15 protein-coding genes are annotated in these 17,103 nt (G+C 73.0%); 5 read left to right on the top strand and 10 right to left on the bottom strand.

Going from position 1 to position 17,103, the window contains the following annotated elements; translation table 11 throughout:
• Positions 1–193 precede the first annotated feature (193 nt).
• Complete coding sequence (locus AB0H32_RS13040) at positions 194–430, top strand: hypothetical protein (RefSeq protein ID WP_361118748.1); 237 nt, start codon at positions 194–196, stop codon at positions 428–430.
• Positions 431–529: 99 nt separating this feature from the next.
• Here AB0H32_RS13040 and AB0H32_RS13035 read toward each other — a convergent pair whose 3' ends face one another.
• Both AB0H32_RS13035 and AB0H32_RS13030 read right to left on the bottom strand, forming a co-directional pair.
• Positions 530–1,345 (bottom strand): RDD family protein, encoded by an 816-nt coding sequence (locus tag AB0H32_RS13035; RefSeq protein ID WP_361118745.1) that lies wholly within the window; start codon positions 1,343–1,345, stop codon positions 530–532.
• 74 nt (positions 1,346–1,419) lie between these two features.
• Positions 1,420–2,934, bottom strand: coding sequence for an RDD family protein (locus tag AB0H32_RS13030; protein ID WP_361118742.1), 1,515 nt, complete (start codon positions 2,932–2,934; stop codon positions 1,420–1,422).
• 234 nt (positions 2,935–3,168) lie between these two features.
• Between AB0H32_RS13030 and AB0H32_RS13025 the strand changes: the two genes are divergently transcribed.
• Positions 3,169–3,582 carry an SsgA family sporulation/cell division regulator gene (locus tag AB0H32_RS13025; RefSeq protein WP_361118739.1) on the top strand — a complete coding sequence of 138 codons (414 nt, stop codon included), beginning with the start codon at positions 3,169–3,171 and terminating at the stop codon, positions 3,580–3,582.
• 17 nt (positions 3,583–3,599) lie between these two features.
• Here the strand turns inward: AB0H32_RS13025 and AB0H32_RS13020 are convergent, their stop codons facing one another.
• Complete coding sequence (locus AB0H32_RS13020; protein ID WP_361118736.1) at positions 3,600–5,006, bottom strand: FAD-linked oxidase C-terminal domain-containing protein; 1,407 nt, start codon at positions 5,004–5,006, stop codon at positions 3,600–3,602.
• Between the two features lie 92 nt (positions 5,007–5,098).
• Here AB0H32_RS13020 and AB0H32_RS13015 point away from each other — a divergent pair, with 92 nt between their 5' ends.
• Positions 5,099–6,610: a tetratricopeptide repeat protein gene (locus AB0H32_RS13015; protein ID WP_361118733.1), complete on the top strand. Its 1,512-nt coding sequence runs from the start codon at positions 5,099–5,101 to the stop codon at positions 6,608–6,610.
• A 66-nt stretch (positions 6,611–6,676) separates the two neighbouring features.
• Here AB0H32_RS13015 and hppD read toward each other — a convergent pair whose 3' ends face one another.
• Positions 6,677–7,825: a 4-hydroxyphenylpyruvate dioxygenase gene (gene hppD, locus AB0H32_RS13010; RefSeq protein ID WP_361118730.1), complete on the bottom strand. Its 1,149-nt coding sequence runs from the start codon at positions 7,823–7,825 to the stop codon at positions 6,677–6,679.
• Between the two features lie 122 nt (positions 7,826–7,947).
• Between hppD and AB0H32_RS13005 the strand changes: the two genes are divergently transcribed.
• Entirely contained in the window at positions 7,948–8,454 is a 507-nt protein-coding gene (locus tag AB0H32_RS13005) for an Lrp/AsnC family transcriptional regulator (protein ID WP_361118727.1), read from the top strand.
• A gap of 106 nt (positions 8,455–8,560) precedes the next feature.
• On the opposite strand, the gene AB0H32_RS13000 is transcribed toward AB0H32_RS13005, so the two are convergent.
• Genes AB0H32_RS13000 through AB0H32_RS12990 form a run of 3 tightly spaced genes read right to left on the bottom strand, consistent with a single transcriptional unit; the run spans position 8,561 to position 11,502 of the window.
• Entirely contained in the window at positions 8,561–9,352 is a 792-nt protein-coding gene (locus AB0H32_RS13000) for a S16 family serine protease (protein ID WP_361118724.1), read from the bottom strand.
• A 42-nt stretch (positions 9,353–9,394) separates the two neighbouring features.
• Complete coding sequence (gene menC / locus AB0H32_RS12995; protein WP_361118721.1) at positions 9,395–10,504, bottom strand: o-succinylbenzoate synthase; 1,110 nt, start codon at positions 10,502–10,504, stop codon at positions 9,395–9,397.
• Positions 10,501–11,502: a hypothetical protein gene (locus AB0H32_RS12990; RefSeq protein WP_361118718.1), complete on the bottom strand. Its 1,002-nt coding sequence runs from the start codon at positions 11,500–11,502 to the stop codon at positions 10,501–10,503. Before AB0H32_RS12990 ends, menC begins: the two co-directional genes overlap by 4 nt.
• A 119-nt stretch (positions 11,503–11,621) precedes the next feature.
• Between AB0H32_RS12990 and AB0H32_RS12985 the strand changes: the two genes are divergently transcribed.
• Positions 11,622–13,169 (top strand): helix-turn-helix domain-containing protein, encoded by a 1,548-nt coding sequence (locus AB0H32_RS12985; RefSeq protein WP_361118715.1) that lies wholly within the window; start codon positions 11,622–11,624, stop codon positions 13,167–13,169.
• Here the strand turns inward: AB0H32_RS12985 and dapE are convergent.
• The 3 genes from dapE to AB0H32_RS12970 form a co-directional block, all read right to left on the bottom strand.
• Positions 13,132–14,205: a succinyl-diaminopimelate desuccinylase gene (gene dapE / locus AB0H32_RS12980; RefSeq protein WP_361118712.1), complete on the bottom strand. Its 1,074-nt coding sequence runs from the start codon at positions 14,203–14,205 to the stop codon at positions 13,132–13,134. The genes AB0H32_RS12985 and dapE overlap by 38 nt on opposite strands.
• Positions 14,202–15,659 (bottom strand): amino acid permease, encoded by a 1,458-nt coding sequence (locus AB0H32_RS12975; protein ID WP_361118709.1) that lies wholly within the window; start codon positions 15,657–15,659, stop codon positions 14,202–14,204. Before AB0H32_RS12975 ends, dapE begins: the two co-directional genes overlap by 4 nt.
• 297 nt (positions 15,660–15,956) lie before the next feature.
• Positions 15,957–16,598: a helix-turn-helix domain-containing protein gene (locus tag AB0H32_RS12970; RefSeq protein ID WP_361118706.1), complete on the bottom strand. Its 642-nt coding sequence runs from the start codon at positions 16,596–16,598 to the stop codon at positions 15,957–15,959.
• Positions 16,599–17,103 lie beyond the last annotated feature (505 nt).

Genomic DNA, 17,103 nt, shown 5'->3' with positions numbered 1-17,103 from the left:
CGCTTTACGAACAGCCGAACATGTCGGTCAGCGGTCGCGCGGGCCCGTCCACCTGGTGGACGCCATGACTCCGTGCGCCCCCTGTGCACCGGCACCGTGGGTTAGGTCACGCTTACCGGGCGTCCAGTTCGGGCATGCACGCGAATAGAGTCGAAGGCGCTCCCCATCTTCATCTTCCGAGGACACGATTGCCATGCCTCGTCCGACTGCCGCACAGCTCGTCTACGGTTCGTGCACCGTGATCTTCTCGACGCTCGCCATGCTGCTGCTGTCCCAGACGAGTTCGGGCCTCGGGATCACGGTCATCGCCCTGGCCGCGCTCGCGCTGGGGCTGCTCGTGGCCATGACGGTACCCCTGCCCAGGCCACGTACGGTTGCTTCGCCCGCCGAGCCCGCACCCGAGGAGGAGCCGGTGACCACCGCGCTCTGACCGGCCGCATACGTGAGCGGCGGGCCCGTGACTACTCCCACGGACCCGCCGCTCTCGTATGGGCACCCATAGCGTCTTCGGACGGGCGCCCGTGCCGGCTCAACCGAGCGCCACCACGACCGTCTTGGCCGCCTTGTCGTGCAGTCCCTGTTTGTAGGGCTTGTCGAAGAAGCTCCAGCCGCCGCAGATGGCCGTCCAGATGCAGGCGCAGCAGAAGGCGAACGGCAGCCAGAGCACACAGGCCCGCAGCAGCGAGGTCTGGGTGGTGGGCGTGGAACCGTCGTTCAGGTTCGCCACCCGCATGTTGAACCACTTCTTGCCGAGGGTCTGCCCCCACTTGGCGATCAGAACGGTGTCGTAGGCGACGTAGAGGACGGCGGCCACGAAGGACTGCCACAGTCCCCGGCCGACCTCGACCCGCTCCCCGTTCACGTTGTACTCGTGGACGCCGAGGGCCCAGGTGACCAACCAGACGACGATGCCCACGAGGATCATGTCGATGATCCTCGCGATGGTCCGCTTGCCGCTGTCCGCGAGCGGGGGCATGCCGGCGAGCGGATCGGCAGGGTAACCGGGGCCGCCGGGACCGTACGGCCCACCGCCGTAGGGTGGTTGTCCCCCGTAGGGAGGCTGTCCGCCGTAGGGGGGCGGCTGCTGGCCGCCGCCATGGGGCGGAGGCTGCTGACCTCCCCAGGGCGGAGGCTGCTGATCGCCGGGCGGCGGGGGCTGTCCGCCGGGCGGGGGTGGCTGGCCACCGCCCGGGGGTGGTGGCTGTCCGCCGGGCGGCGGGGGCTGCTGGGCGCCGTACGGGGTGTCGTACGGCGAACCCGACCCCTGGTCCGACGGGGGCCGCTTCTTGAACGGGTCGTCCTCGGGTGGCTGCTCTCCGGAGCCGGGGGGCGGTTCGCTGCTCATGGCCCGAGTGGACCGCGAACGCCCCGGCTCCGCATCCGACGGGCGGCCGTACGGAGTACAGCCGCCCCACCCGGTCAGTCCGCGACGAAGGTGTGGGCCGCCTTGTCGTGCCAGCACTGGTGCCAGGGCCGGTCGAACAGGCACCACAGCACGCCGACGATCCCGATGCCGAGCAGGCCGGGGATGCTGTATACCAGCCAGCGGCGCAGGGCCGCGCCGAACGTCGGGGGTTCGTGCGCCTCGATGTCCCGGACCTCGATGCCGCACAGCTTCTTGCCCAGGGTGCGGCCCCACTTGGCGGTGGGCAGCACCTCGTACAGCACGCCGAAGACCAGGAGCACGGCGAGGACGATGCCGAGCGCGGTGCCGGTCGTGCCGTCGAGCAGCCAGACGGTGACGGTACGGCCGGACAGCTCGGCCTCGTCGATCTTGTGCTGGACGTGGTCGACCGCCTGCGCGCCGAACGGGACCGCCGCGGCGGCCGTGACGGCACCGAGGACCAGGTTGTCGATCAGACGGGCGGCGAAGCGCCTGCCGAGGCCGGCCGGGCGGGCCGAGGCCTGCCGGCGGGCCGCCGCCTGGAACAGGTCCTCGACCGGCGGCTTCCACGGCGCCATCTGCTCGTCGCCGCCGGCCAGCTGGTGCACCTGCTGCGCCCAGGAGGCCTGGCCGCCGCCGGGGCCCGCGGTCACGGGGGTGCCGGGGGCAACGGCCTGCTGCGGACCGCCCTGCTGGGGCACACCCGGCTGTGGTACGGCCTGCTGCGGTACCGAGGAGGCCGCGGAGGCATGCGGGGCCTGCGGTGCCGGGGACGCCTGCGGGGCCTGGGGTGCCGGGGACGCCTGCGCGGCCGCGGCGCGGGCCGCGGCCGCCTTCCCGGCGCCGAAACCGGGGCCCGCGCCCGGGGCGGACTGTGCCGGGGGTGCCCCGGCCGGTCCCTGCGCACCGGGTCCGGCGCCACCCGGACCGCCGAATCCGCCCGCGGCGGCACCGCTCGGGCCACCGGCTGCGCCCGGTCCCGTCCGCGGCGCTCCGACGGGACCCTGTGCCCCGAAGCCGGAGGTACCGGGGGTGCCGGAGGTGCCCGAGGGCGCCGGGCCGGAGGCTCCCGGATGCCGGCCGGGGCCCTGGTTCTGGCCCGGTACCGGACGGAACGTCATCGTGCCGTCGTCGTTGACCGCCGCCGGGCCGGGGACCGGGCGGCGGAAGATGAACGTACCGCCGGGGTCGGGGGCGTCGTCCTGCGCCGGCGGGATCGATGCCGTGCCGTCGGTGCGGCCGGCCGGTGCGGAGGGACGGTCCGCGGGAATCCTCGGGTCGGTGCCCCAGGCGGGCATCCGCTCCTGCCCCGGGGACCGCGGCTGCGGGTCCTCGTCGAAGAAGTGCGGGCCCGTCTCCTCGACGGACGGGGCCGCCGGGCGGGCGCCCGGCGGCGGGGTGAGCGATTCGCCGTCCTTGGGCGCCGGCCGGCTGGTTCCCGGCACCCAGGAGGCGCCGTTCCAGTACCGGACGTAGCCGGGGATGGACGGGTCCGGGTAGTAGCCCTCGCGGGGCCTGTCGTCACCGGGGGCCGGGGTTGGGGCGCTCATGTCCGCTCGTCCCGTATCTGCTCGGGGGTGTGCTGGGGGCCTACACATCTATCAGACCCGGGCATGCCACACCGCCAGTCCCGCCGGACCCACTCCTTTCCGGGCAACGCCGTGCACGGGTCCCACACCCGCGCCGAGAAAATTCCCGGAACCCGCGTAATGGCCGCGCAGCTACGCCCTCTCCCCTGTGCACGGGCCCGTCCGAGCGGCCCCGGCGGAGAGGAAACGCAGGTCATGCATCACACCATGGTGGAGCGGGAGCTGGAGATGAAGCTCATTCTGTCCCCCGAGCGGAGCATCCCGGTCCCGGCGCGGCTCACGTACCGCTGCGACGATCCCTACGCGATCCACATCGGTTTCCACATCAACTCCGAGCAACCCGTCAACTGGACGTTCGCCCGGGAGCTCCTGGTGGAGGGGGTGTTCCGTCCGTGCGGGCAGGGCGATGTGCGGGTGTGGCCGACGAAGGTCGACGGGCGCAGCGTCGTGCTGATGGGGCTGAGTTCGCCCGACGGGGACGCCCTGCTGGAGGCGCCCGCCGCACAGGTGTCCGCCTGGCTGGAGCGGACGTTGCGGGCGGTGCCCCCGGGGACCGAGGGCGGGCAGCTGGGCATCGACGACGCGCTCGACCAGTTGCTCGCCCGGTGAGATCGGTGCCGGAGCGGTCAGAACAGCTTGCCGGGGTTGAGGATGCCGAGCGGGTCGAAGGCCTGCTTGACCGCCCGCTGCATCTCCACGCCGACCGGGCCGATCTCCCGCGCCAGCCACTCCTTCTTCAGGACGCCCACGCCGTGTTCGCCGGTGATGGTGCCGCCGAGCTCCAGGCCGAGGGCCATGATCTCGTCGAAGGACTCGCGGGCCCGCCGGGACTCGTCGGCGTCCTGGGCGTCGAAGCAGACGGTGGGGTGCGTGTTGCCGTCCCCGGCGTGGGCGCAGACGCCGATGGTGAGCCCGTACTTGTCGGCGATCCGCTCGACGCCCTCCAGCATCGCGCCGAGCTTCGAGCGGGGCACGCACACGTCGTCGATCATCGTCGTGCCCTTGACCGCCTCCAGCGCGGTCAGCGAGAGCCGCCGGGCCTGGAGGAGGAGTTCGGACTCGGCGGCGTCCTCGGCCGGGACGACCTGGGCGGCGCCGGCGGCCTCGCACAGCGCGCCGACGGCCGCGAGGTCGGCGGTGGGGTCCGGGGTGTCGAAGGCGGCCAGGAGCAGCGCCTCGGTGGTCTCCGGGAGACCCATGTGGGCGAGGTCGTTGACCGCCTTGACGGTCGTACGGTCCATCAGTTCGAGGAGGGACGGGACGTGACCGCCCTCCATGACCCGGCACACGGCGTCGCAGGCGGCGGCCGCGGAGGCGAACTCGGCGGCCAGGACCAGCTGCTGGGGCGGCTTGGGCCTCAGGCCCAGGACCGCCCGGACGACGATGCCGAGCGAGCCCTCGGAGCCGACGAAGAGGCGGGTGAGGTCGTAGCCGGCCACCCCTTTCGCGGTACGGCGCCCCGTGGACATCAGGCGGCCGTCGGCGAGGACGACCTCCAGGCCGAGCACGTACTCGGCGGTGACGCCGTACTTCACACAGCACAGGCCGCCGGACCCCGTGCCGATGTTGCCGCCGATGGTGCACATCTCCCAGCTGGAGGGGTCCGGCGGGTAGTACAGGCCGTGCTCCTCGACCGCGCGGGAGAGGACGGCGTTGATCACGCCCGGTTCGACGACGGCGATCCGGTCGACGGGGCTGATCTCCAGGATGCGGTCCATCTTGGTGAGGGACAGCACGATGCAGCCTTCGGTGGCGTTGGCGCCGCCGGACAGCCCGCTGCGTGCGCCCTGCGGGACGACCGGGACACGCAGCTCGGTGGCGGTGCGCATGACGTGCTGCACCTGCTCGACCGTGCGCGGCAGCACGACCACGGCCGGGGCGCCGGCCGGGCAGAAGCTCGCCATGTCGTTGGCGTAGGACGAGGTGACGTCGGGGTCGGTCAGGACGGCCTCGGCGGGCAGGCCGGCCAGGAGCCGGTCGGTGAGGTCACCGATTGCTTCGTCGCGGGGGGCTTCGATACGGCTCATGATCACAGCCTCGCACTCGGGGCCATCGGTGTGAACCCCGTCCGTGCCTTCCTTGGGCCACCCGGGCGCGATCGTCGTATTGACGCACAGTGAGCGCCATGGAGATCCGACAGTATGGTCACTCCGTCCCCGGTCCGTCCCCGGTGGCCGAACAGCCCCCGCCGCGCCGCCGCCGGCGGTGGCCGCGGCGCGCGCTGGTCACCGCGCTGGCGGGCGGGGTCGTGGCGGGCTCCGTGCTGATGCTGCGGCCGGACGGGCCGCACCGCCGGGCGCGGCCACCCGCTCCGGGCCCGCAGGCACAGGCACCGGCGCTGTCACAGGCACAGGTGCAGGCGCAGGCGCTGACGGCGGTCACCTCCGGGCTGCCGGCCGCGCTGCCCGGCCTGACGGCGCTCGTCGGGCAGCAGGAGAGCAGGGTGCGGGCGCGGCCGCAGGACGCGCGGGCGTGGGCGGTGCTGGGGGCCGCGTACCTGGAGCTGGGCCGGCGGAGCGCCGACGCGGCGAACTACCCGAGGGCCGAGCGGGCGCTGCGGACCTCGCTGGAGGTGCGGGGCGAGGGGCACCCCCAGAACGCGATGGCGCTGGACGGGCTGGCCGCCCTGGCGAACGCGCGGCGCGACTTCCCGACGGCGAAGCGGTACGGCGAGCAGGCGCTGAAGCTGGCCCCGAAGCAGTGGACGGCCTATCCGCCGCTGCTCGACGCCTACACCGGGCTCGGCGACTACAAGGCGGCGCGCAGCACCCTGGACAAGCTGCTGGGACTGCACGCCGGGGCTGCCGCACGGCCCGCGGTGATGGCGCGGGCGTCGGCCGTGTACCGGGACCGGGGCTGGCGCGAGGACGCGACCGCCCAGCTCACGGACGCGGCGGCGGCCGCCCGCACCCCCGCCGAACAGGCCGTCTATCTGACCGGAATCGGGCAGCTGTCCTGGGAGCGCGGCGACCGGGAGGACGCGCTCAGGCACTTCGAGTCGGCCCTCGGGCTCGACCCCGGGCGGGCGGCGCTGGCCGGCAAGGGCCGCGTGCTGGCGGCGCTGGGCCGTACCCACGAGGCGATGGCCGCATACCGTGAGGCCCTCGCCAGGCAGCCGGATCCGCAGGACGCGCTGGAGCTGGGCGAGCTGTACGAGTCGCTGGGGATGTTCCCGTCCGCGCAGGAGCAGTACGAGCTGCTGGAGAAGCGGGTGCGGGAGGCGATGTCCGACGGGGTCGACGAGGAACTGCTGATCGGGCGGTTCGAGGCGGACCACGGGGATGCGCACGAGGCGGTGGAACGACTGGAGCAGGAGTGGCTGCGCCAGCCCGGCATCGAGGTGGCCGACGCGCTGGGCTGGGCGCTGCACCGGGCCGGCGACGACGCGCGGGCGCTGGAGTACGCCTCGACCGCGACGGACAAGGTGAAGGGTGGCGGGGTGCGCAGTGCGCTGTACACGTTCCACCGGGGCATGATCGAGCGGGAGCTGGACGAGGACGGGCCCGCCCGGCGGCACCTGGAGGAGGCGCTGCGGATCAACCCGTACTTCTCGCCGCTGGGGGCCCCGGCGGCGCGGTCGGCGTTGCGCGAGATGGGTGACGTACCGGACGAGCCCCTGCCCGCCGAGCTGCCCTAGGGCAGCCCCAGGGCCCGTCCGGCGGACTGCCGGACGGGCCCTGGCCGCGGGTCGCTCCGCTGTCGGCTACAGGTTGCCGCGCTTCGCCTGCTCGCGTTCGATCGCCTCGAACAGGGCCTTGAAGTTGCCCTTGCCGAAGCCCATCGAGCCGTGCCGTTCGATGAGTTCGAAGAAGACGGTCGGCCGGTCCTGGACCGGCTTGGTGAAGATCTGCAGCAGGTAGCCGTCCTCGTCGCGGTCGGCGAGGATCTTCAGCTCGCGCAGCGTCTCGACCGGGACCCGGGTGTCCCCCACCCATTCGCCGAGGGTGTCGTAGTAGGAGTCCGGGGTGTCGAGGAACTTGACGCCGGCCGCGCGCATGGTGCGGACCGTCTGCACGATGTCGTTGGTGTTCAGCGCGATGTGCTGGACGCCGGCACCGCCGTAGAACTCCAGGTACTCGTCGATCTGGGACTTCTTCTTGGCGATCGCGGGCTCGTTGATCGGGAACTTGACCTTGAGGGTGCCGTCCGCGACGACCTTCGACATCAGCGCGCTGTACTCGGTGGCGATGTCGTCGCCCACGAACTCCTTCATGTTCGTGAAGCCCATGACCTTGTTGTAGAACGCCACCCACTCGTTCATCCGGCCGAGTTCGACGTTGCCGACGCAGTGGTCGATGGCCTGGAAGGTGCGCTGGGCGGGCGGCTCGACGATCGGGGACGCGGCGACGAAGCCGGGCAGGTACGGGCCGTCGTAGCCGGTGCGCTCCACGAGGGTGTGGCGGGTCTCGCCGTAGGTGGCGATCGCGGCGAGGACGACCGTGCCGTGCTCGTCCTTCATCTCGTACGGCTCGGCGACGGAGCGGGCGCCGTGCTCGATGGCGTACGCATGGGCGGCACGCGCGTCCGGGACCTCGATGGCCAGGTCGATGACGCCGTCGCCGTGGTCGGCCACGTGCTGGGCGAGGAAGCGGCCCCAGTCGGTGCTCGGCTTGATGACCGAGGTGAAGACGAAACGGGCGGAGCCGTTCTCCAGCACGTAGCTGGCGGTCTCGCGGCTGCCGTTCTCCGGTCCGGAGTAGGCGACCAGCCGCATGCCGAAGGCGGTGGAGTAGTAGTGCGCCGCCTGCTTGGCGTTGCCCACGGCGAAGACGACCGCGTCCATTCCCTTGACCGGGAAGGGATCGGCCTGCCCGGCCGTCGTGGCGGGAGTGTGGTGTGTGGTCTGCGTCATAGCGGAAGGGTGGCTCTGCTCTGCAAGGTGCGCAATAGTTCGCGTATTCACTGCGCAATCTGTTTAGTGACCCGGCGGTATCGGCGGGCTTTCTGTACAGGATGACCATCCGGGAGGCGGGCGTGGCGATCGATCAACTGGACGGGCGCATCATCGTGCTGCTGGCGCGCGAGCCCCGCATCGGCGTGCTGGAGATGTCGCGGCGGCTCGGGGTCGCCCGGGGGACGGTCCAGGCGCGGCTGGACCGGCTCCAGTCGAACGGAGTCGTCCGCGGATTCGGCCCCCAGGTGGACCCGGCGGCCCTCGGCTACCCGGTCACCGCGTTCGCGACACTGCAGATCCGGCAGGGTCAGGGAGCCGATGTACGGGCGCACCTGGCGACCGTGCCGGAGATGCTGGAGCTGCTGACCACCACCGGCAGCGGGGACATGCTGTGCCGGCTGGTGGCCCGTTCGAACGCCGATCTTCAGCGGGTGATCGACCGGGTCGTCGGCATCGAGGGCATCGTCCGGGCCTCCACGGCGATCGTCATGGAGAACCCCGTTCCGCTGCGGATCATCCCCCTGGTGGAACAGGCCGCCGCCGACGCCGGCGAAGCAACCCGGCCACCCCGGGGCGAGCACCCGTGAACCCCCGGAACCACCTCGGCACAGCCGCCACCGTCCGCAGCCCACGGACGGCTTCCGGCACGCCGGCGCGGTCCTCCGGTGCGGCAGGTCCGAAGCCGGTCGTCGTCTAGCAGCTCGGGATCGGGCCCTTGCCCTTCTCCAGGGCCTTCAGGGAGTCGACCGCGCTCTTCAGCGTGGTCACCGGGACCAGCCGCAGCCCGTTGGGCAGCTCTGCCTTGGCGTCGGTGCACTCGTCCTTCGGCACCAGGAAGACGGTGGCCCCGTCCCGCTTCGCGGCCTGCGTCTTCAGGGCCACGCCGCCGACCGCACCGACCTTCCCGGCGGCGTCGATGGTGCCCGTACCGGCGATGGTGCGCCCGCCGGTGAGCTCGCCGCCGCTGCCGTCGCCGTTCAGCTTGTCGATGATCCCCAGGGTGAACAGGAGCCCCGCGCTGGGCCCGCCGACATCGGCGAGCTTCAGGTCGACCTTCACCTTGTCGGGGCTCAGGCCCAGGTACTTCAGTGCCGCCTCGGTCGCCGCGTCCTGGGACTGCTGCATCTGGTCCGTGTTGTGCTTCTCGATCTCCTTGATGCTGTTTCCGCTCGGGTAGACCGAGTCGCGGGGCATGACGGCCCGGTCGGTGCGGAACCAGTTGTCGAACACGTCCCGGAGGGAGACCCGTGCGTCCGGGCCGGTCGCCACGATGGTCGTCATCCGCAACTGTCCGCCGGTCTTGCGGGTGGGCACGCCGGAGACGGTGATCACCGGGGTGCCCCGGTTCTCGCCGAGCACGTTCACCGTGCTTCCGGGCTGCGCCACCGAGAACGGCAGCGGTGCGAACGCCGCCGTGGCGAGCAGGGCCACGACGGGCAGGGCGCAGACGGCGACAGCCTGGGGACGCGTGAGACGTGAGAGCACGGAGTCAATCTAACGCGGCGCCCCGTCCCGGCCACCGGCCCCTCACCCGGGATAAAGGTCCCGTCGCGCCCTGGTGAAGCGCCGCAGCGCCTCCGGGCGCGGCTCGGTGCCGATGCCGGGCGTGGCCGGGACCGGGAGGTGGCCGTCCTCCAGCACGAACGGCTCGGTGATGTCCTCGGCGAAGTAGCGGGAGGAGGCCGAGGTGTCCCCCGGGAGGGTGCAGCCGGGCAGGGCGGCCAGGGCCAGATTGGGGGCGCGGCCGATGCCCGTCTCCAGCATGCCGCCGCACCACACCGGGACCCCGTGCGCAAGGGCCACGTCGTGGACGCGGCGGGCCTCCAGGTAACCGCCGACCCGGGCGGGCTTGACGTTCACCACCCGGCAGGCGTCCATGGCGATCGCGGACGCGGTGTCGCGCGCGTGGTGCAGGGACTCGTCCAGGCAGACGGGGGTCGTCAGGCGCTGCTGGAGCTGTGCGTGGGCGTGCAGGTTGTTCTCCTCCAGCGGTTCCTCGATCAGCAGCAGCCCGAACTCGTCGAGGCGCCCGAGGTGGCGCGCGTCGGCGAGGGTGTAGGCGGTGTTGGCGTCGACCTGGAGGGGCAGCTCTGCGCCGAAGCGCTCGCGGACCGCCCGGACCGGCTCGATGTCCCAGCCGGGTTCGATCTTCAGCTTGATGCGGAGGTACCCCTCGGCGAGGTAGCGCTCCACGTCGTCCAGCAGTTCGGGCACGGAGTTCTTGATACCGACGGAGACCCCGGCGGGCACCCGGTCCCGTACGGCGCCCAGATAGGTCGCCAGCGGCATGCCGTACGAGCGCAGCTCCGCGTCCAGGACCGCCGTCTCCAGGGCCGCCTTGGCCAGCTCGTGTCCCTTGATCTTCGCCGTCGCGGGGGCCAGCGCCGCCGTGGTGAGGTGCGGGAGGGCGGCCGCCCGGGGCACCAGGAAGTCGCGCAGCACGATCTCGGCGCCGGCCACGAACTCCGAGCAGTACAGCGGCTCGGGGTCGGCGGCGAACTCCGACCAGCCCTCGGCCGCGTCCGTGACGACGTGCAGCAGGAAGGTGTCCTTCGTCGTCATCGTGCCGAAGGACGTGCGGAACGGGGTGACCAGCGGGATCGCCACGTGCACGATCTCGACGCGCTCCAGCTTCATGCGCTCTCCTGCGTCCGGGCGAGCGTGTACCAGCCGTCGCGGGACATGCCGGTGGCCCGGAAACCCTCCGTGAAGGCCTCCGAGAAGACCTCGCGCACGGCGTGGCGCCAGCGCAGCGCGAGGACGGGATCGGCGGCACGCAGCTGCACGATGTCGTGGGGGACGCGGCAGAAGACGTACCGGTCGCCGAGGTCGCGGCGGGCCAGGAAGCCGCCGTCGGGGGCGGTGTGGGTCGCGGGCGCCAGGTCCCGGTCGTGTGGGTCGTACGCAGTTGCAGCCGTCGTGCCGTACGAAGCCACAGTCATCGGGCCGCACGGAGCCGCAGGCATCGTGCCGTACGGAGCCGAGGGCGCCGTGTCGCAGTCGGCGGACGCCTCCGTGTCGCACGCGACGGAGGGTGGTGTCCCGTCCGGCGCGGAGGGTGGCGTCCCGTCCGGCGCGGAGGGTGGCGTCCCGTCCGGCGCGGAGGGTGGCGTCCCGTCCGGGGCGGAGGGTGGCGTCCCGTCCGGGGCCGGAGGCGCCGTGAGGTCCCAGGTGACCGTCAGCCTGTCGCTCTCGTCGCCGTCGTTCACGCCGTCGGTCATGGGGCCGTAGAAGTCGACCAGGTACTCCGTGCCGACGGCACCCAGCTTGGCCAGGTTGAAGCGGGCGTTGCGGCCCACCAGCGGGTCGAAGGTCCAGCGCATGCTGCGGGCGCCGGCGCCCACGGCCCACGCGCGCTGGGCCCGCTTCACGGCGTGCCCGAGGCCCCGGTCGGCGGCGGCCACCAGGGAGTACGTGCTGCGCTCCGGCCCGAGGACGGCGACCGAGGCCCCGGCGAGGCGCTGCCCGTCGTAGGCGGCGTGCACGGCGCCGCCCGCGTGCACCAGGCTGTGCAGCACCTCGGCCGGGTAGGGCGGGGCGGTGCGCGGGGTGTGCCACACGTCGCTGAAGTAGTCGGCCACGGCCGCCAGTCCGGCCACGTCGTGGACGGTGCGGACGGCGACTCCTGCTGTCATGACTCCTGCTGTCATGGAGACGAGTCTCCGAGGCCCCGGAGGGGCATGTGTTGTGCAGACGGCCAAGGGGTGCGTAGGTTCGTTGCACCATCAGCCAAGCCGCACTGTCGAGGATTCCCATGGACGCGTGCACTCTCGGCGATCTCCTGGACGTCGTCGGCGGCCCCGCGCTGCGCCTGCACACCGCCCCCGCCGGGCCCGGCGTGCCGGTCACCGAGGCGGTGCTCTACGACGGCCGCACCCCGCTCCCCCCGCTGCAGGGCGGGCTGCTGCTGGCGGTCGGGGTGCCGGCCGCCGAGGCGGGGCCGCTGCTGCGGGCGGCTGCGCAGGCCGGACTGGCCGGGGTCGTGGTGCGGGGCGCCGACGGGCCCGTCGAGGAGGCGCGGGCGCACGGCGTGGCGCTGCTGTCGGTCCCCGAGGACACGGCCTGGCACCAGGTGCACCTGCTGCTGGCCTCGGCCATCGGGGCCCGCCCCGCCGCCTCCTCCGACACCGGCCTGGGCGACCTGTTCGCGCTGGCGGACGCGATCGCGGCGGGGACCGGCGGGGCCACCGCCATCGAGGACCCCCGCCAGCGGATCCTCGCCTACTCGACCGTCCCCGGGCAGCCGGTGGACGAGGACCGGCGGCAGGGCATCCTCGGCCTGCAGGTGCCCGCCAGCGCGGAGAACACCGAGCAGTACCGGCGGCTGTTCGCGGCCGACCGGCCGGTGCGGCTGCCCGCGCTGACCGGCTCGGACCTGCCCCGCCTCGCAATGCCGGTGCGGGCCGGCGGGGAGACGCTCGGCTCCGTCTGGGTGGTCGACGGCGGCTCGCTCGCCCCGGACGCCGAGGACACCCTCGTCCAGGGCGCCTCCACGGCCGCCCTGCTCCTGCTGCGGGCCCGCGCGGCCCGCGAGCTGGCCCGGCACCGGGGCACCGACCTGCTGCGCCGCCTGCTGGACGGCACGGCGGACGCGGCGACGGCCGCCGAGCGCCTCGGGGTCGCGGGCCCGGCCCGGGTGGCCGCCTTCGTCCTGGACTCCGCCGCGAGCGTCCCGGACACCGAGCGCACCGCGCTGCGCCTGCTGGACGTCGTCCGCCTGCAGTGCGAGGCGCGGTACGGGCGGCACGCGTGCGTGCTGGTGGACGGCGTGGTGTACGCGGTGCTGCCGGGTCCGGGCGAGCGGCACCGGAAGCTCGCCGAGGACATCGTCGCGCGGGCCGGGCAGGCGCTGCGCGTGCCGGTGCGGGCGGCACTGGGCGAGGTGGTGCCGGACGCGGGCGGCCTCGCGGACTCCCGCGCGGACGCGGACCTGGTGCTGCGGGTCCTGGACGCCGCGCTGCCGGTCGCCACGGTGGACGAGGTGCGCCCGCGCGTGACGCTGCTGCGGCTGTCCGAAGTGATGCAGGAGCGGCGGGAGCTGAGCGCGGGCGCCTGGCGCAGGGTCCTGGCGCACGACGCCGAGAACGGTACGGAGTACGCCCGCACGCTCGTCTGCTGGTTCGACGCGGGCTGCGACATGGCGGGCGCGGCCAGGCTCCTCGCGGTGCACCCCAACACCTGCCGCTACCGCCTCAAGCAGCTCCAGCAGCACGCCGGGGTCGACCTGGACGACCCCGACGAACGGCTGCTGCTGTGGCTTCAGTTCAGGACGCTTGCCGGGCTCGGCCCAGCCACCGCCTGAGCCGCTCCTCGCACTGCTCCAGATGCTCGACGGGGACGTACTCCCCCGCCGTGTGGGCCAGCGACGGATCGCCGGGACCGTAGTTGAGCGCGGGCACGCCGAGCGCGGCGAACCGGGCCACGTCCGTCCAGCCGAACTTGGGCCGGGGCTCGGCGCCGAGCGCGGCCACGAGCCCGCCGACCCGGTCCAGATGGGGCAGTGCGCCCGGGACGACCTCGGTGACGCGGACCTCGTACTCCGGGAAGATCCCGCGCAGGTACGCCTCCGCCTCCCCGGCCGAACGGCTCGGTGCGAAACGGCAGTTGACCGTGACGACACACTCGTCGGGTACGACGTTCCCGGCGACCCCGGCCCGCACGGCGACCGCGCTCAGCCCCTCCCGGTACTCCAGCCCGTCCACGACGATCCGCTCGGGCGTGTGCTCGTCGAGCCGCTGGAGCACCCGGGCGGCCTTGTGCGCGGCGTTGACGCCCTGCCAGGCGCGGGCGGTGTGGGCGCGGGCACCCCCGACGACGACGTCGGCGGTGAGGATGCCCTGGCAGCCGGCCTCGACACCGGCGCCGGAAGGCTCCATCAGGATCGCCAGACCGGCCTCTTCGAGCAGCCCCGGCCGCGCGGCCGCGATCCGGGCCAGCCCGTTCCGGTCGCCTTCGACCTCCTCGCACTCGTAGAAGACGAAGGTGAGGTCGCGGACGGGCTCGGGCACGGTGGCCGCGAGCCTGAGGCCCACCGCCACCCCGCCCTTCATGTCACAGGCGCCGAGCCCGTGGACACGGCCGCCGGCGAGCCGGGAGGGCAGGTTCCCGGCGGCCGGAACGGTGTCCAGGTGCCCCGCCAGCAGGGCGCGTTCGGGCCGGCCGAGAGCGGTACGGGCGACGACGGAGTTGCCCACGCGCTCGACGGTCAGGTGGGGCAGCCCGCGCAGGGCCGCCTCCACGGCGTCCGCGATCCGCCGCTCCGCTCCGCTCTCGGAGGGGAGGTCGACCAGGGCACGGGTGAGGGTGACGACGTCGGCGGTGAGGTCGAGGGCGGTCATGCGGGGTCCTCGTGCGGTGCGTTGAGCCTGGAGTGCCGGATGCCGTAGAGGCCGTAGATCACGAGCCCGGCGGCCATCCACGCCCCGAACGCGATCCAGGTGTCGGCGCCCAGGCTGCCCAGCATGTAGACGCAGAAGGCGACACCGAGCAGCGGCGTGACGGGCGAGAAGGGGACCCGGAAGGAGCGCGGAGTGCCGGGGCTGCGCCGGCGCAGGATGACGACGGCCAGGTTGACCAGCATGAACGCGAAGAGGGTGCCGATGCTGGTGGCGTCGGCGAGGCTGCCGAGCGGGACGAGGGCGGCGAGTACGGCGATGAAGGCGGAGACGATGACCGTGTTGGCCCGCGGCACCCCGGTGCGCGGATGGACGCGGGCGAACAGCGGGGGCACGAGCCCGTCCCGGGCCATGGCGAAGAGGATGCGGATCTGCCCGTACTGCACGGTGAGCACGACGCTGGTGGTGGCGACGACCGCCCCGACGGACAGCAGGACCGGCCACAGGCTCCCGCCCCCGACGGAGCGCACGAGCACCTCGCTCAGGGTCGCCTCGGTCCCCGCGAACTGCTTCCAGGGCATCGCGCCCAGCGCGGCCACGGCGACGAGGACGTACAGGACGGTGACCAGGACGAGGGAGAGGATGATCGCGCGAGGCAGGTCCCGCTGTGGATTTCGGGCCTCCTCGCCTGCCGTGGAGGCGGCGTCGAACCCGATGTAGGAGAAGAAGAGCGAGGCCGCCCCGGCGCTCATGCCGGCCGCGCCGAGCGGGAAGAGAGGGTGGAAGTTCCCCGCGCGGAAGGCGGTGAAGGCGACCGCGCAGAAGAGGACGAGGGCGGCGATCTTCACCCCCACCATGATCGTGTTCGCGACGGCGCTCTCCTTCGCACCGCGCAACAGCACGACCATGGCGAGGACGACGATGAGAGCGGCCGGAACGTTGAGGGTGCCGCCGGCCCCGGGCGGAGCACTGAGCGAGTCGGGCAGCGTCACCCCGAAGAGGAGATCGAGCAGCTCGTTGACGTACTGCCCCCATCCCACGGCGACGGCGGCCACCGACACCCCGTACTCCAGGATCAGACACCACCCGCACACCCAGGCGACCAGCTCGCCGAGGGTGGCGTAGGCATAGCTGTACGACGACCCAGAGCCCGGGATCATGCCCGCCAGCTCGGCATAGGAGAGCGCCGAGAACAGCGCGGTGACCCCGGCGAGCACGAAGGAGACGACGATCGCGGGCCCGGCCTCCGGGACGGCCTGCCCGAGCACGACGAAGATCCCGGTACCGAGGGTGGCCCCCACGCTCAAGAGCGTGAGCTGGGCGACCCCCATGCTCCGCCTGAGCGGGCTGGCGGCGGCCTCACCGACGAGCGTGCCCACGGCTTGCCGCCGGGTGAGCCGGCTCCCACGACCCGCTCGTCCTCCGGCCTCCGGCCGACTGTCGACTCTCTCCACCATGCCGCTCCCTCCGCATCGGGGCTTGTATGGCCCTTGATGATGCGGAGGCGGATCAGGCAGAGGGTGAGGGGAACGGCCAAAGGTCGAGGGCGCTCATTGGCGAGACGGCCAAGAGAGTGTTTCCGACGGCGCCTTGGTGGCGGGCAGTGGGAACAAAGGGGGCGCGGGGCGGCATCGATGTCCGGCTCCACCACGTGGGCGCGGGGCGCGACAAGCAACAGTGCACCCGCACCCGCACCAGCACCCGCACCCGCACCCGCACCCGCACCCGCACCCGCCAACGGTGCCCCCGCGCCCCTAGCGCAACGCCTCGGCGACCTCCCTCGCCGCATCCACCACCCGCGGCCCCACCCTCTCCGGCACGGAATCCGCGAGCATCACCACCCCCACGCTGCCCTCGACGCCGGTCACCCCGACGAGCGGCGCCGCCGCCCCGCTCGCCCCGGCCTCCAGCTCTCCGTGCGTGAGCGTGTACCCGGGATCGGTCGACGGCGAGTGCCGCGCAGCGAGAATCGCCCTGCCCGCCGCCCCACGGTCCAGCGGATGCCGGAAACCGGCCCGGTAGGCGACGTGATAGTCCGTCCACGTCGGTTCGACCACGGCGACGGCCAGCGCCTCCGTGCCGTCCACCAGCGTCAGATGCGCCGTCGCCCCGATGTCCTCGGCGAGCGACCGCAGCGCGGGCAGTGCGGCCTCCCGTACGAGCGGATGCACCTGGCGGCCGAGGCGCAGCACTCCCAGCCCGACCCTGGCTCGCCCACCGAGGTCACGCCGTACGAGCGCGTGCTGCTCCAGCGTGGCGAGCAATCGGTACACCACGGTCCGGTTCACGCCCAGTTTGTTGGATAGCTCGGTGACGGTCAGCCCGTGGTCCGTGTCGGCCAGCAGCTTGAGGACGCGCAGTCCCCGGTCGAGCGTCTGAGAGGTCTCCGCGGTCACGACGCCCACTCCTTTGGTGGTGAGGTCGGCGTCCCCTGAGCGGCAGATGCGTCACCGAGTCCCGTCGACGACGCGCTTCAGAGGCCGCCGATCGGCAGGACGGCCCGGCGGCTCCGGGCCGTGTCGCTTCACGGCTGCGCTCCGCGGCGGCGCTGCCACGGGGCGTGTGCGTAGCGGGACAGTAGCGAAGGCGGTTCGCTGAGCGGAAGTCTCCGTCCAGAATCCGGGCAAGGCGAGATCCGGCCTGCCTCCATTCGTCCGATTAGGCATGCCCCCATGAACATGAAAGCCCCAGGATCATGGGGGGTACGGCCGGAAGGAGCACATGCCGCGATCCGCGGCGAAGCCCTGCGGCAGCAGCCTTGCGTCCGACCGAGCCGGGCGGACACACATACCGGGACCCGGGGCGGCGACGATCCCGACGCCCAGGTCAGGATCGCCGCGTTCCATGCCCTGGCTTGCGACCGGTGCAAGGGCGAAACGTGTGCGCCGGGCGCGGACCGAG

This window comes from Streptomyces sp. NPDC020362 (assembly GCF_040642095.1).
Lineage (GTDB): Bacteria > Actinomycetota > Actinomycetes > Streptomycetales > Streptomycetaceae > Streptomyces.
This window is presented reverse-complemented; position numbering and strand designations above follow the sequence as displayed.